The following is a 14,504-nucleotide window of genomic DNA, read 5'->3' as shown; positions in this document are numbered from 1 at the left end:
ATTAGAGAAGCTAGGGGCGAGTTCCGAAGAATCAGACGCCTCGTATCTCGATACTCATTCCTTTTATATAGGTGCTTAGTTTGGAAAAGAAACAAATTTGGATTTCTGCTGGGATCATTCTAAACCCTCAAGGAGATCAGGTTTTTATTACTCGTCGTGCTGATAAGGCGCATCAAGGTGGTTTTTGGGAGTTTGCGGGTGGTAAAGTCGAAGTCAATGAAACCGCAGAGCAGGCGGTCGTACGTGAATTATTTGAAGAAGTCGGTATTCGCGTTATCGAGATCGAACATTTTATGGCATTGGATCATGACTATCCAGATAAAGCCTTAAAGTTTGATTTCTTTTTGGTGAAGGCGTTTAGCGGTGAAGCGTACGGGAAAGAAGGGCAACCTAGTGAGTGGGTTAATCTGTGCGATTTAGCTAACTACCGTTTTCCTGAAGCGAATGAAGCGGTATTGGCAAAGCTGGCTCAGCTTCGCTGAAGTCGCGAGATCCTAGTCTCTAGGAACTCGCTTCTCGGCACTGGGGTTAATGTCCCATGTCTTCCGACCAGCCATCTGAATCAGATAAATCAGGTGCGCCCGGAATAGACTTTTCTTCTTCTGCCCATTCACCCAAATCAATCAACTGACAACGTTTGGTACAAAAAGGGCGGTAAGGGCTTTGCTCTCCCCATTCCACCTCTTTCTTGCACGTTGGGCATTTAACAATAGTGGGTGTTGTTGGCGTGTTTGATTGTGACACGGGTAACCTCAGCAAATAGCTAATTTAAATTCAATGGTATCAGCAATCGTTGCACCCTCTTCAAAAGGAATGAAGCGAATAGCAAAACGACCACGATGTCCTGATATCATAGGGTATACACCATAGCTAGGGCAAATTTGTAATCGTAATAGGCTGGCATCCTCTGCGATATGTTGAAAGAAACCTGCTCGCGCTATTTGTGGCTGGAACGGCCCCGACTCACGGGTAAAGCGCAGCCATAAGTTTAATGCATCAGTCATTTCAGTTAGCTGTGATAGCCAAGTACTTAAGTCATTCTGCTTATGCGCCAATGGCAAATGTAGCCAATGATGCAAGGTAGGTAAATCAAAACAACAACTGCCTCCTGGAATTGAAAAGCGCTGTTTAATACCACTTAAGAAACGATCATCTCGTAAATCTTGACCTAGTCGGTTGGATGCAATCAATTTATGATGTGCCATATCCATACTATCAAGTAGCTCTAATAAGGCACTTTGATCAACCCCATCGATATTGAGCCAATTTTTTAGTTTGCATCGCTGTTTTTCAAGATCTTTTGCGAGCTCTGTTTTGAGTTGCACTTGATCTAAAATTTCTAATAGATCAAACAAAGCACGGAAAAAGATTTGATGCTGCCATTGATCGCTCAATTGGCTCGCGTGAGTCATTTGCCGAATTAAATATTCAAGACGTAAGTAAATACGTACTTTCTCATTTAGTGGGTGTTCAAATCTGTTAGTTTGCATATGTTGTCATCTACTTAATTTTGACAGCTGTATTATTGATAAATAAGCAGTTCTTTAATAAAGATGGCTCATTTTTATGTATTTTTGATGTAATTCGGCTACTTTATTTTTAAGCTCTGCACTATTGCCATTATTGCTAATAATGTCATCAGCGGCTGCATTCCGATTTTGGCGAGACGCTTGTGCCATCAGGATTTTTTTTACGTGTTCTGGTGCCACATTATCTCGTGCTTGAGTGCGATCAATTTGTACCGACTCGTCGACATCAACCACTAATAAACGATGAGTCATCGTTTGCAGGTTATTCTCTACCATTAAAGGAACCACCAATAAGCAATATGGCGATGTTGCTTTGCTGATATTTGAGAGCATTTTTTCTCGAATCAACGGGTGTAATAAACCATTGAGCCAGTCTTTTAGCTGCTGCTCGTTAAAGATAGCGTCTCTTAGCTTACTGCGATCAAGCGTGCCGTCTGTCAACAGGATGTCAGCGCCTAATTTGCCGACAATTGCGTTTAGCCCTACCGTGCTTGGTTCAACGACCTCTCGGGCTATGATGTCGGCATCAATAATATCAATGCCGTAGTCGCCAAAAAGGTTGGCAACCGTTGTTTTACCGCTACCAATACCGCCAGTAAGCCCAATAACCATCGTCATCATTACATACCTATATATGAATGGAGATACCAATCAATAACTTGATCACCCCATAGAATGCTAATCCAGCCTGCCATCGCGAGGTAAGGACCAAATGAAAAAGGTGTTTGTGAATCAGAACGTTGCACTCTTAATAAGATAATGCCACAGACTGCGCCAACCAAGGAAGAAAGTAATACCACAAAAGGTAAACTGTGCCAGCCAAGCCAAGCCCCCAGAGCGGCTAACAGCTTAAAATCACCGTATCCCATGCCTTCTTTACCCGTTATCAGTTTAAAGCACCAAAATAGGCTCCAAAGTGACAGATAGCCCACCATCGCACCAATAATGGCATCTTGCAGTGATACCGGGCTCAAGCCCACGAGGGCTGCCGCAATACCAGCCCACATCAAAGGCAGGGTAATTTGGTCGGGCAGTAACATGGTATCGATATCAATAAAAGTCAGGGCAATCAGGGCGAAACTGAAAAAGATAACCGCAATAGCCCATAATGATGGCGGTAACATGAGCGCAATAATGGTGGTCATTACCGCGGTCAGTAATTCAATCGCTGGATAGCGAGCACTGATTTTTACGCCACAGGCACTGCATTTCCCTTTTAATACTAACCAACTAATGACTGGGATGTTTTCCCACATCGTGATGGCGTGTTGGCAATGAGGGCAGCGTGAGCGCGGCACACTTAGATTAAAAACAGCCGTAGTTGCAGCGGGGTTATTGTCTTTCTCTTGTTTGTTTTCTTTATCAAATTCAGGAAAGCATTCAATGCAATCTGCTTTCCATTGATGCTCCATCATGATCGGTAAGCGGTGGATCACCACATTCAAAAAACTACCAATGAGCAAACCAAAAATAGCAGCAAAAACCGGAAATAACCAAGGGTAGTATGTAAACAATTCCATTACGGGTCCGAATATTGATAAAGGATTGAGACTAAATGTATTTTACCGTGTTTTTTAGCACAGAGTGAGCAATAGGAGGCAAAGTCGCTGATCTCCTGCAGAAAATACGTAAGATTGGGTAATTTAGAGGGAGTATGAGCACTAACGTTAACCCATTACACTCATTAAGCTGAATATTGGCATGTACATCGCGACTAATAAGCCGCCGATTAATCCGCCTAAAATAATGATGATTAAAGGTTCGAGAATTTTACCCAAGTTATCAACCGTATTATCGACATCATTCTCGTACAGCAGTGCCATTTTATTGAGCATGTCATCCAGTGAGCCTGATTCTTCACCGATCATTGTCATCTGCAACATCAGCTCAGGAAAAACGCCAGACTGGCGTAGGGCGAGATATAACGGCATACCGGCCGCAGTATTGGCGTGAGCTTCATACACCGCATTGGCAATATACAAGTTACCGGCAGTTTTACCTGCTGATTGTAAACCGGAGAGCAAGGGAATACCGGCAGTAAAGGTGGTGGCAAGGGTACGTGCGAACCGTGCAATGGTCGCTTTCAATAAAACATTGCCTAAAATGGGTAAGCGTAAACTCAATTTGTCGACTTTTAATCTAAAGGCATACGATTTTTTATGGCTGTAATAATACAGGAACATTACCGACACAAGCGCGATGGCGAGGTAAAGCCCATGAGCGATCAAAAAATCTGAGGCATTAATCACTAGCTGGGTAAACAGTGGCAAGTCGGCGCCAAAACTGCTGAATATGCTAGCAAACTGAGGGATAACAAATACCAGCATCATCACGGTTACGATTAATGCGGTAAGGGTGACCATGGAAGGGTAGATCATGGCTTTGATGACCTTTTTTCGCATGATTTCGCCTTTTTCACGGTAAGTGGCTATACGCGAAAATACCTCAGCAAGGTGACCGGTTTGCTCACCAGTTGCCACCAGATCACAATAGAAATCATCAAACAGCGGTGAGCTGGTTTTTAAGGCTTTAGACAGTGATGCCCCCGCTTCAACTTGCGTGGTGACTTGGGTGAGTGTAGCCCGCACTTCCGCTTTGTGGTGGCTATTCGAAATCAGTTTTAACGATTGAACTACGGGTACGCCCGATTCGATCATAGTGGCTAACTGACGAGTGGTTTCCGTGATATCTTCAGATTTCATTTGGTTTTTGAGTTTACTGAAGGTGGAAGGCTTACGTCGTTTAATTTTTTTTATGTGGATCTTTTGTTCGGTTAGTTTGCTACGAACTTCTTGTTCTTGATAGCCAATAATGACGCCAGAGACTTTACGCCCTGCTTGGTTTAAGCCGCGCCAATGGTAATAACGCAATTTAGTGGCTGGATTCATGATTTATCCTACTTCATGGATGAATGAGCAATAACAATAATCAGTAATGCAGTATTCGCTGTAGTTCGATTAAGCTGGTGGTGCCCGCTATTAATTTTTCTATGCCAGATTGCTGTAATCGCTGCATACCTTGCTGGCAGGCAATACGTTCAAGCTCTAGGGTCGATGCGCCCGCGACGAGTGCTTGGGCGAGTTCAGGGCTAAATGGCATGACTTCATAGATGCCTACACGCCCGATATAGCCTTTATTGCAATCATCACAGCCCCGTTCGCTGGCTTTATAAATTGGACTCTCTGCTGGTATTTCAAATTTGTTTCTGGTGAGGGCGTCCAAATCGTGTATTTGTTTGCAGTACGGGCATAAACGGCGTGCTAAACGCTGGGCGATGATTAAGCTGAGTGATGACGCGAGGTTAAAATCTTCAATCCCCATATTCGTTAAGCGGGTAATGGTTTCAGCGGCAGAATTGGTATGCAACGTCGAGAGTACCAAGTGACCGGTTTGGGCGGCTTTCACCGCAATTGCTGCGGTTTCTATGTCTCGTATTTCACCCACCATTACCACATCTGGATCTTGGCGAAGAAAAGATCGTAGCGCATCAGAAAAGTTTAGCCCGACTTGGGTATTAATATGGACTTGGTTAATGCCTGGCAGGTTGATCTCGACTGGATCTTCTGCGGTGGAAATATTACGTTCTTCGGTATTTAAGATTTTCAGCCCGGTATACAGTGAGACGGTTTTACCACTACCGGTTGGCCCGGTCATTAAGATCATGCCTTGCGGTTGTTCTAATACGGCAAGGTAGTCATGCTTTTGTTTGTCGTTATAGCCCAGAATATCAATGTCTAAACTGGCGGCAGAGCTATCCAAAATCCGCAGTACTACTTTTTCACCCCATAATGTCGGCAGCGACGATACTCGCAGATCAATCGCTAGTGTTGGGGTTAATTTCAGCTTAATGCGACCATCTTGGGGTTTACGGCGCTCGGCAATATTGAGCTTCGACATAACCTTTAAACGGGTCGATAAACGGCGCGATAACGTCGAGGGTGGGGTCGCATGTTGATGCAAAATGCCATCACAGCGAAAACGAATCCGGTAGCTTTCTTCATAGGGTTCAAAATGAATGTCTGAGGCTTTTTTACGTACAGCTTCCAACAATATTTGGTTGATATAGCGAGTAACGGGGGCGCTGTCTCGGCTCAAATCTGTAGTGTCGTCAATTTCCCCCTCGCTAATATCAATCAAGTTATCTAAATCTTGGTTACTGATATCGCGCGCGTGTTCGGTTTCACCCACATCACTGCCGTAAATGCGTCGAATGGCGCTTTCTAGCTGTTTGTTGTCTAATAGCAGCAGTTCAACATTTTTACCGGTAGCAAAACGAAATTCGTCTTGTGCATCGAGATTGGTGGGGTCGCTAATGCCCAGAAATAGGCTGGTATCGTTAAATTGCAGTGGAATTGCCCGATGGCGTAATACCAATTCACGTTGGTAGACTTTTTTACAGCATTCAACGTAATCGTACTGGTGAATATCAATCAGCGCGATGGCAAAAATGTGTTCGATATGGCGGGCAAGTTCACTGTCGCTGAAGATGCCCAAACGTGTTAACGCAGAAGGCACGTTAATGCCTTCTGCATGCACGGTATCGACCACGTTTTGCTCTTGCACCAAGCTGATTAAATCAGCCTGATGCAAGATTGAAGCGAGGTTGGTTTGCATTAATTATGAGCAGCCATCTACAGCTGGCATGGTTCCTGATGCTGCACATGCCCAGCCAGTATCGACATCACGAGCAAGAGTGAAGGTTTCTGCGTTTATTGAGCTTGTACCATTAAAAGTAAATAAAAGTGTATTTTCAGCTGAGATGGTCACTACACCTAGTGAGTTAGCTACACCTGTTGTACCAATATTATCAAGAGTTGTTGTTGTTTGTAGATTTCCACTCTCCTGTATAAATAATTCAGCAGGTGTTATTAATGCTTTTACCGTTGCTAACCCTGAAGCCGCTTCACTTCGGCTTACATAGTTTTGATACGCAGGAATAGCTATTGCCGATAACACCCCAATAATCGCCACCACAATCATCAATTCAATTAGCGTAAAACCTTTTTGCATCTTCTTCATATTCCGTTCCCTGATATTGCCCGTAAGCATTAAATGTAAGTGGGTTCAGAATACGAGTAGACTTCAAGTGGCTGAATAGTAATGAAAAGGTTACGCGGCGCAGTTTGAATTAATTCAATGCTGGTTACATCTGTTGCATATGGTGGTTAGAGGCAAATTTAACTTTAGAGAAGAAATAGAGGCTAGTGTTCTAAGTATCAGTTATAGAAGGGAATGTTTGATAATAAAAAGCGAGCTGTTTAGATAATTAACCTAGGTGCTCGCTTGCTATTTTATTCGCAGCAATGCTTACATTGCTGCAGGTCAGCTTGGTCTGTTGTTACTTAAAGCGGCTAGATAAACCGCCTAGATAAATCGCATCGACAAATCCATCGCCTTAAGGTGCTTGGTCAGCGCGCCAACCGAAATATAATCGACGCCTGTTTCTGCGTATTCACGAATAGTTTCTAGCGTGACGTTACCAGAGTTTTCTAATGCCGCACGACCTGCATTTAGGGCAACGGCTTCGCGCATCATGTCGGTGGTGAAGTTATCGAGCATGATAATGTCGGCACCCGCATCGATTGCCTGTTGCAGCTCTGCAAGGCTTTCGGTTTCAACTTCAACCGGTTTTCCCGGGTTCAAGCGCTTCGCAGTGCTGATGGCTTGAGTGATGCCACCACAGGCGATAATGTGATTTTCTTTGATCAGGTAAGCATCGAATACACCAATACGGTGGTTATAACCGCCACCACAAGTCACGGCATATTTCAGGGCACTGCGCAGGCCTGGAATAGTTTTACGGGTATCAAGCAGGCGAGTATTCGTGCCTTCAAGTAGCTTGGCATATTCTGCGACAGTCGTGGCACAGCCTGACAACGTTTGAATAAAGTTCATCGCATTACGTTCGCCAGTTAGAAGCGCGCGTGATGGTCCGCTTAACGTACATAAGGTTTGATTCGGCTCTACCGCATCTCCGTCTTGTACGTGCCATTCGATAGCCACTTCGCCACCTAATTGCTTAAAGACTTCTTCTGCCCACATTTGCCCACAAAATACGCCATGTTCGCGGGTGATGATCGTCGCAACACCTTGGCTGTCAGCGGGGATCAAAGTTGCGGTAATGTCTAATGACGCATCGATTTCGCCACCCAGATCTTCGCGTAGGCTATCAGCGACTGCGCGCGTGATTTCTAGGGGAAGTTGCTGCTTTAAATAGTGTAAGCGCGATTCGCTGTCGTGCTTTCTTTCCATTGTTGTCATGACGTATCCGCAAATAGGTTGAGTGCTAATGAACAGGAGAATGACTTCTCAGAGCTTTATAAGCTGGATCATACCTTGAGCGTGAATAAGATGCGAGATCAGAGGGTCGGGTTTCTTATGATCAAATAACAAGGAAGATAGATCTAACCGCTAAGATCAGCGAGACTAAACATAAGTCCTCTCTATTTTATCTGAATAATATGAAATTAGCGGTTAACAGTGAGCATTGGCTCGATGGGGTAAAACATGTACCGTCACCATTTTTTGATCAGCGCCCCGATGCGCAAGATGTGTCTTTGCTGGTGGTACACAACATTAGTTTGCCACCAGGAGAGTTTGGTGGGCCGTATATCGAACAATTGTTTACGGGGAAGCTGAATCCGAACGAACATCCCTATTTTGGGGTAATTTCAGGGTTTCGTGTGTCTGCTCACTGTTTAATTAGGCGGAATGGCGATATCATTCAATTTGTACCGTTTGATTGTCGGGCATGGCATGCTGGAGTGTCACAATTTGCCAAGCGCGACAAATGTAATGATTATTCTATTGGTATAGAACTGGAAGGAACGGACACCCTCCCTTATACCCAAGCTCAGTATGCAACACTGACTGAGTTATCTCGGGTTATTATGACACATTATCCATATATCGATTCTTCCCGTATTACTGGGCATGAATTTATTGCGCCTGGGCGTAAAACAGATCCCGGTTTAGCGTTTGATTGGCATGCATTTAAAGCAACATTGCGTGTTAATGGATAAATCATAATCAGTATTGAGTCAGAAAATTTGGCGTTAAGTAATACGCTGTAACAATCAAGTTGATTGGTCAGACCATTGCTTGTTTTCTTGCTCAAACTAGCGCTAGCTCCTGTTGCCACCTATGGTTCGTATTGTTTTAACAAGTTTTCATAATTTGACATTTTTGTTAAATCCACCCTGCTTCTATGATTTCCATCAAGTCGCGGCTAGACATCTATAATTATTTCTGTAGAATTTCGTCCAGTTAATAAATTGGTAAGACCAATTGCCCACGCTTAATTTAAGAGTGGATTTGCCTGAAACGATATAAGTATAAGAAGCATAACGATAAATGACTTATAAACGAATTCGCCAACCTAAGCTCTCTGATGCTATTGAGCAAGAACTGGAACGTTGGATTTTGGAAGGCATTCTGTCTTCTGGTCAACAATTGCCTCCAGAGCGTGAGCTAGCAAAGCAATTCGATGTTTCACGCCCTTCGGTACGAGAAGCTATTCAACGGCTTGAAGCAAAAAATTTGCTAACACGTCGTCAGGGTGGGGGAACATTTGTTACAGATAAGCTCTGGGAGAGTTTTTCTGAGCCTTTGTTGGAATTATTAGCCTCGCACCCTGAAACACAATTAGATTTACTTGAGTCTCGTCATGCCCTTGAAGGCTTAGCTGCCTATTACGCAGCGTTACGCGGCACAGAAGAAGATTTTACTCGTATTCGTGATTGTCATACACGGATAGAGGAAGCTCAGCAACAAGGTGATTTAAAAGCTGAAGCATCAGCTGTAATGCAGTATTTGATCGCGGTAACAGAATCCGCGCATAACGTCGTACTGCTTCATATCATTCGTAGCCTTGCCCCTTTGCTTGAGCAAAACGTATTACAAAACTTTGAACTATTGAACCGCCGCGAAAGCGTAGTGGGGAAAGTGAGAAAGCATCGAGCCGATATTGTGCAAGCGATTGTTTCCGGACAACCTGAAAAGGCCCGCGAAGCGTCCCATGCACATTTGGCTTTCATTGAGGAAACATTGTTGGAATTATCGCGTGAAGATAGCAGGCGTGAACGCTCTCTTCGTCGAATTCAACAGCGCAAGGACGGGCTGGATTAATACCTTCATAAATATAACGTAAGGTATTAAACAGTCGCGACATTGTAAGTTTTGTAGATTATCAACGAAAGGAAGATTGCATGTCTGAAGTCATGAAAAATGACGTTGACGTACTTGAGACTCAAGAGTGGCTAGAAGCTCTAGAATCAGTAGTCCGTGAAGAAGGTGTAGAACGCGCACAGTACTTACTTGAACAAGTTCTGGATAAAGCACGTTTAGACGGTGTAGATATGCCAACAGGTATGACTACCAACTACATTAATACGATTCCAGCAGCACAAGAGCCTGCGTATCCTGGTGATACTACTCTTGAGCGCCGTATTCGTTCCATTATCCGTTGGAACGCAATCATGATCGTACTACGTGCTTCTAAGAAAGATTTAGACCTAGGTGGCCACATGGCTTCTTACCAGTCTGCTTCTGCATTCTACGAAGTATGTTTCAACCACTTCTTCCGTGCACCAAACGAAGTTGATGGCGGCGATTTGGTGTATTACCAAGGTCACATCTCTCCGGGTATCTATTCTCGTGCGTTTGTTGAAGGCCGTTTAACTGAAGAACAGTTAGATAACTTCCGTCAAGAAGTTGATGGTAAAGGTATTCCTTCATACCCACACCCTAAACTGATGCCTGAATTCTGGCAGTTCCCAACAGTTTCTATGGGTCTTGGTCCTATCTCTGCTATCTATCAAGCACGTTTCCTTAAGTACTTGTCAGGCCGTGGTCTTAAAGATACATCAGCTCAACGTGTTTACGCGTTCTTGGGCGATGGTGAGATGGATGAGCCAGAATCACGTGGTGCGATTTCATTCGCTGCACGTGAAAAGCTAGATAACCTATGTTTCCTAATCAACTGTAACCTACAGCGCCTAGACGGCCCTGTTATGGGTAACGGTAGCATCATTCAAGAGCTAGAAGGTCTGTTTAAAGGCGCTGGCTGGAATGTTGTTAAAGTGATCTGGGGTAACAACTGGGATTCACTACTAGCAAAAGACACTACTGGTAAGCTTCTTCAGCTAATGAACGAAACTATCGATGGTGACTACCAAACATTCAAATCTAAAGACGGTGCTTACGTACGTGAACACTTCTTTGGTAAGTACCCAGAAACAGCTGCACTAGTTGCAGACATGACTGATGATCAAATCTTCGCACTTAAGCGTGGCGGTCACGAGTCTTCTAAGCTGTTTGCTGCGTTCAACAATGCAAAAGAAACTGAAGGCCGTCCTACAGTAATTCTTGCTAAAACTGTAAAAGGTTACGGCATGGGTGAAGCGGCTGAAGGTAAGAACATTGCGCACGGTGTTAAGAAAATGGACATGACACATGTTCAACACCTACGCGATCGCCTTGGCCTACAAGACATCGTTTCTGACGAAGATATGAAGTCTCTTCCATATCTAAAACTGGAAGAAGGCTCTGCAGAGTACAACTACCTGCACGCTCGCCGTAACGCACTGCACGGTTACACGCCTAAGCGTCTGCCTAAGTTCACACAAGAATTTAAGGTACCAGGATTAGAGGAATTCGCACCTCTACTGGGTGAGCAGAAGCGTGATATCTCTACGACTATGGCTTACGTACGTACGCTAAATATCTTACTGAAAGATAAAAGTATCGGTAAGAATATCGTACCAATCATCTGTGATGAAGCACGTACATTCGGCATGGAAGGTCTGTTCCGTCAGGTTGGTATCTACAACCCACATGGTCAAGAATACACGCCTGAAGACCGCGGTGTAGTTTCTTACTACAAAGAAGCGACATCTGGTCAGGTTCTGCAAGAAGGTATCAATGAGCTTGGCTCAATGGCATCTTGGGTTGCTGCGGCAACGTCTTACAGCACCAACGATCTACCAATGATCCCATTCTACATCTACTACTCAATGTTCGGTTTCCAACGTGTTGGCGACATGGCATGGCTAGCAGGTGACCAACAAGCACGTGGTTTCCTACTAGGTGCTACTGCTGGTCGTACAACGCTGAATGGTGAAGGCTTACAACATGAAGATGGTCACTCTCATGTTCTAGCGAACACAATTCCAAACTGTATCTCTTACGACCCAACGTTTGCTTACGAAGTTGCGGTTATCATGCAAGACGGTATCCGTCGCATGTACGGTGAGAACCAAGAGAACATTTACTACTACCTAACGGTAATGAACGAAAATTACGCAATGCCAGCAATGCCAGAAGGCGCTGAAGAAGGCATTCGTAAAGGTATCTACAAGCTAGAATCTTACGCAGGTTCAAAGGCTAAAGTTCAGTTGATGAGCTCTGGTACTATCATGAACGAAGTACGTAAAGCCGCTCAAACCCTAAGCGACGACTACGGTGTAGCATCTGATATTTACTCTGTAACTTCATTCAATGAACTTACACGTGATGGTCAAGATGTTGAGCGTTTCAACATGCTACACCCAGAAGCTGAGCAAAAAGTACCTTACATCACAACTGCAATGGGTACTGAACCAGCAATCGCTGCGACGGATTACATGAAGAACTACGCAGAGCAAGTACGTGCATTTATGCCGTCTGAGTCTTTCAAAGTTCTTGGTACTGATGGTTTCGGTCGTTCTGATAGCCGTGAGAACCTACGTCGTCACTTCGAAGTTAACGCGGGCTACGTTGTAGTTGCAGCACTAACTGAACTGGCAAAACGTGGTGATATCGAAAAATCTGTTGTTGCACAAGCAATCGCTAAATTCGACATCGATGCAGACAAGACGAACCCGCTATACGCGTAAGAGGCAATTAAACATGGCAATCGAAATTAATGTACCTGACATTGGTGCAGACGAGGTTGAAGTAACTGAGATTCTTGTTAGCGTTGGCGACAAGGTTGAAGAAGAGCAATCTCTGATCACTGTAGAAGGTGACAAAGCCTCTATGGAAGTACCAGCTTCTCAAGCGGGTATCGTTAAAGAAATCAAAATCGCTGAAGGCGACACGGTTTCTACTGGTTCTTTAATCATGATCTTTGAAGCAGAAGGCGCAGCAGCTGCGCCAGCACCTGCAGTTGAAGCGGCGGCACCTGTTGCTGCAGCTCCTGCGGCGGCTGAGCTAAAAGAAGTGCATGTTCCAGATATCGGCGGTGACGAAGTAGAAGTTACTGAAATCATGGTTGCTATCGGCGACAGCATCGAAGAAGAGCAATCTCTTCTTACTGTTGAAGGCGACAAAGCATCAATGGAAGTACCAGCACCGTTTGCTGGTGTTCTAAAAGAAATCAAAATTGCAGCTGGCGATAAAGTATCAACTGGCTCTTTAGTGATGATCTTTGAAGTTGCGGGCTCTGCACCTGCAGCACCTGTTGCTCAAGCGGCGGCGCCTGTCGCGGCACCAGCAGCCTCTGCTGCTAAAGAAGTAAACGTGCCTGATATCGGCGGTGATGAAGTAGAAGTTACTGAAATCATGGTTGCTGTTGGCGATACAGTAGAAGAAGAGCAATCTCTTATTACTGTAGAAGGTGACAAGGCTTCAATGGAAGTGCCTGCACCGTTTGCTGGTACTGTAAAAGAAATCAAAATCGTTGCTGGTGATAAAGTGTCTACGGGCTCTTTGATCATGGTCTTCGAAGTAGCTGGCGCAGCACCTGCACCAGTTGCTCAAGCGGCAGCTCCAGTAGCGGCAGCATCTGCTCCTGCAGCTAAGCCTGCACAAGCAGCAGCTCCAGCGACAACTGGCGACTTCCAAGAAAACAACGAATATGCGCATGCATCTCCGGTTGTTCGTCGTCTTGCTCGTGAGTTTGGTGTTAACCTTTCTAAAGTTAAAGGTACTGGTCGTAAGAGCCGTATCCAGAAAGAAGACGTACAAAACTACGTGAAAGATGCACTTAAGCGTCTTGAATCTGGTGCAGCTGCATCAGCGAAAGGTGGCGACGGTTCTGCACTGGGTCTTTTACCTTGGCCGAAAGTTGATTTCAGCAAGTTTGGTGAGATTGAAACGAAGCCTCTATCTCGCATCAAGAAGATTTCTGGCGCTAACCTGCACCGTAACTGGGTAATGATCCCTCATGTTACACAGTGGGACAACGCAGACATCACGGCTCTAGAAGCATTCCGTAAAGAGCAGAATGCAATTGAAGCGAAGAAAGATACTGGCATGAAGATCACTCCACTTGTGTTCATCATGAAAGCTGTTGCGAAAGCACTTGAAGCATTCCCATCTTTCAACTCATCTCTTTCAGAAGACGGTGCAAGCCTTATCCTGAAGAAGTACGTGAACGTGGGTATCGCTGTTGATACACCTAACGGTTTAGTTGTTCCTGTCTTTAAAGATGTGAACAAGAAAGGTATCTACGAGCTATCTGAAGAGCTAATGGCTATTTCTAAGAAAGCACGTTCTGGTAAGCTAACTGCATCTGATATGCAAGGCGGCTGTTTCACTATCTCTAGCCTTGGTGGCTTAGGTGGTACTGCATTCACACCAATCGTGAACGCACCAGAAGTGGGTATCTTAGGTGTATCTAAGTCTGAAATGAAACCTGTATGGAATGGCAAGGATTTCGAACCTCGCCTAATGCTTCCTCTATCACTATCTTACGATCACCGTGTGGTCGATGGTGCTGAAGGTGCACGTTTCATTACTTACCTAAACGGTTGCCTATCTGATATTCGTCGCTTAGTACTGTAATTCGTACTGCCGATATTTATTTGATATATAAATCGCTGTTTAGATAAAAATCAGAACAGTAAGGTTATTACTGCTAAATTTCGGCATCAGTGCAAAAATCTGATGCCGGAATTGTTGTCTAGCTCACAGGCTACACGATTTTATTTTTCACTCTGTTAACACATCTGTAAAGTGTTAAGGTCGAAAAACAATAAAATCGAATCTTTATTT

13 protein-coding genes are annotated in these 14,504 nt (G+C 44.5%); 5 read left to right on the top strand and 8 right to left on the bottom strand.

Annotated elements, in window-relative coordinates; translation table 11 throughout:
* The first annotated feature begins 80 nt into the window (after positions 1–80).
* The gene (gene mutT / locus C9J47_RS21525; protein WP_107255345.1) at positions 81–482 is read left to right on the top strand and encodes an 8-oxo-dGTP diphosphatase MutT; all 402 of its coding nucleotides are present in this window, start codon (positions 81–83) and stop codon (positions 480–482) included.
* Between the two features lie 46 nt (positions 483–528).
* Here mutT and yacG read toward each other — a convergent pair whose 3' ends face one another.
* The 8 genes from yacG to nadC all read right to left on the bottom strand — a co-directional run bounded on the left by yacG (position 529) and on the right by nadC (position 7,781).
* Positions 529–744, bottom strand: a complete 216-nt coding sequence (gene yacG / locus C9J47_RS21520; RefSeq protein ID WP_107255344.1) for a DNA gyrase inhibitor YacG — start codon at positions 742–744, stop codon at positions 529–531.
* An 8-nt stretch (positions 745–752) separates the two neighbouring features.
* A complete protein-coding gene (gene zapD, locus C9J47_RS21515) occupies positions 753–1,490 on the bottom strand; it encodes a cell division protein ZapD (protein WP_107255343.1) in 738 nt (245 codons plus the stop codon).
* Between the two features lie 54 nt (positions 1,491–1,544).
* The gene (gene coaE / locus C9J47_RS21510; protein WP_107255342.1) at positions 1,545–2,147 is read right to left on the bottom strand and encodes a dephospho-CoA kinase; all 603 of its coding nucleotides are present in this window, start codon (positions 2,145–2,147) and stop codon (positions 1,545–1,547) included.
* A gap of 2 nt (positions 2,148–2,149) precedes the next feature.
* Positions 2,150–3,049: a prepilin peptidase gene (locus C9J47_RS21505; protein ID WP_107255341.1), complete on the bottom strand. Its 900-nt coding sequence runs from the start codon at positions 3,047–3,049 to the stop codon at positions 2,150–2,152.
* 147 nt (positions 3,050–3,196) lie between these two features.
* Entirely contained in the window at positions 3,197–4,417 is a 1,221-nt protein-coding gene (locus C9J47_RS21500) for a type II secretion system F family protein (RefSeq protein WP_107255340.1), read from the bottom strand.
* A gap of 40 nt (positions 4,418–4,457) precedes the next feature.
* Positions 4,458–6,143: a type IV-A pilus assembly ATPase PilB gene (gene pilB / locus C9J47_RS21495; RefSeq protein WP_107255339.1), complete on the bottom strand. Its 1,686-nt coding sequence runs from the start codon at positions 6,141–6,143 to the stop codon at positions 4,458–4,460.
* A 3-nt stretch (positions 6,144–6,146) separates the two neighbouring features.
* Positions 6,147–6,548, bottom strand: coding sequence for a pilin (locus C9J47_RS21490; protein WP_107255338.1), 402 nt, complete (start codon positions 6,546–6,548; stop codon positions 6,147–6,149).
* Between the two features lie 345 nt (positions 6,549–6,893).
* Entirely contained in the window at positions 6,894–7,781 is an 888-nt protein-coding gene (gene nadC, locus C9J47_RS21485; RefSeq protein WP_107255413.1) for a carboxylating nicotinate-nucleotide diphosphorylase, read from the bottom strand.
* 209 nt (positions 7,782–7,990) lie between these two features.
* Here nadC and ampD point away from each other — a divergent pair, with 209 nt between their 5' ends.
* From ampD to aceF, 4 genes are all read left to right on the top strand, one after another.
* Positions 7,991–8,551 carry a 1,6-anhydro-N-acetylmuramyl-L-alanine amidase AmpD gene (ampD, locus tag C9J47_RS21480; RefSeq protein ID WP_107255337.1) on the top strand — a complete coding sequence of 187 codons (561 nt, stop codon included), beginning with the start codon at positions 7,991–7,993 and terminating at the stop codon, positions 8,549–8,551.
* Between the two features lie 331 nt (positions 8,552–8,882).
* The gene (pdhR, locus tag C9J47_RS21475; RefSeq protein ID WP_107243749.1) at positions 8,883–9,656 is read left to right on the top strand and encodes a pyruvate dehydrogenase complex transcriptional repressor PdhR; all 774 of its coding nucleotides are present in this window, start codon (positions 8,883–8,885) and stop codon (positions 9,654–9,656) included.
* 80 nt (positions 9,657–9,736) lie between these two features.
* On the top strand, positions 9,737–12,403 hold the full coding sequence (aceE, locus tag C9J47_RS21470) for a pyruvate dehydrogenase (acetyl-transferring), homodimeric type (protein WP_107255336.1): 2,667 nt from the start codon (positions 9,737–9,739) through the stop codon (positions 12,401–12,403).
* Between the two features lie 13 nt (positions 12,404–12,416).
* On the top strand, positions 12,417–14,294 hold the full coding sequence (gene aceF / locus C9J47_RS21465) for a pyruvate dehydrogenase complex dihydrolipoyllysine-residue acetyltransferase (RefSeq protein WP_107255335.1): 1,878 nt from the start codon (positions 12,417–12,419) through the stop codon (positions 14,292–14,294).
* The last annotated feature ends 210 nt before the right edge of the window (positions 14,295–14,504 follow it).

This window comes from Photobacterium indicum, from assembly GCF_003026215.1.
Lineage (GTDB): Bacteria > Pseudomonadota > Gammaproteobacteria > Enterobacterales > Vibrionaceae > Photobacterium > Photobacterium indicum.
This window is presented reverse-complemented; position numbering and strand designations above follow the sequence as displayed.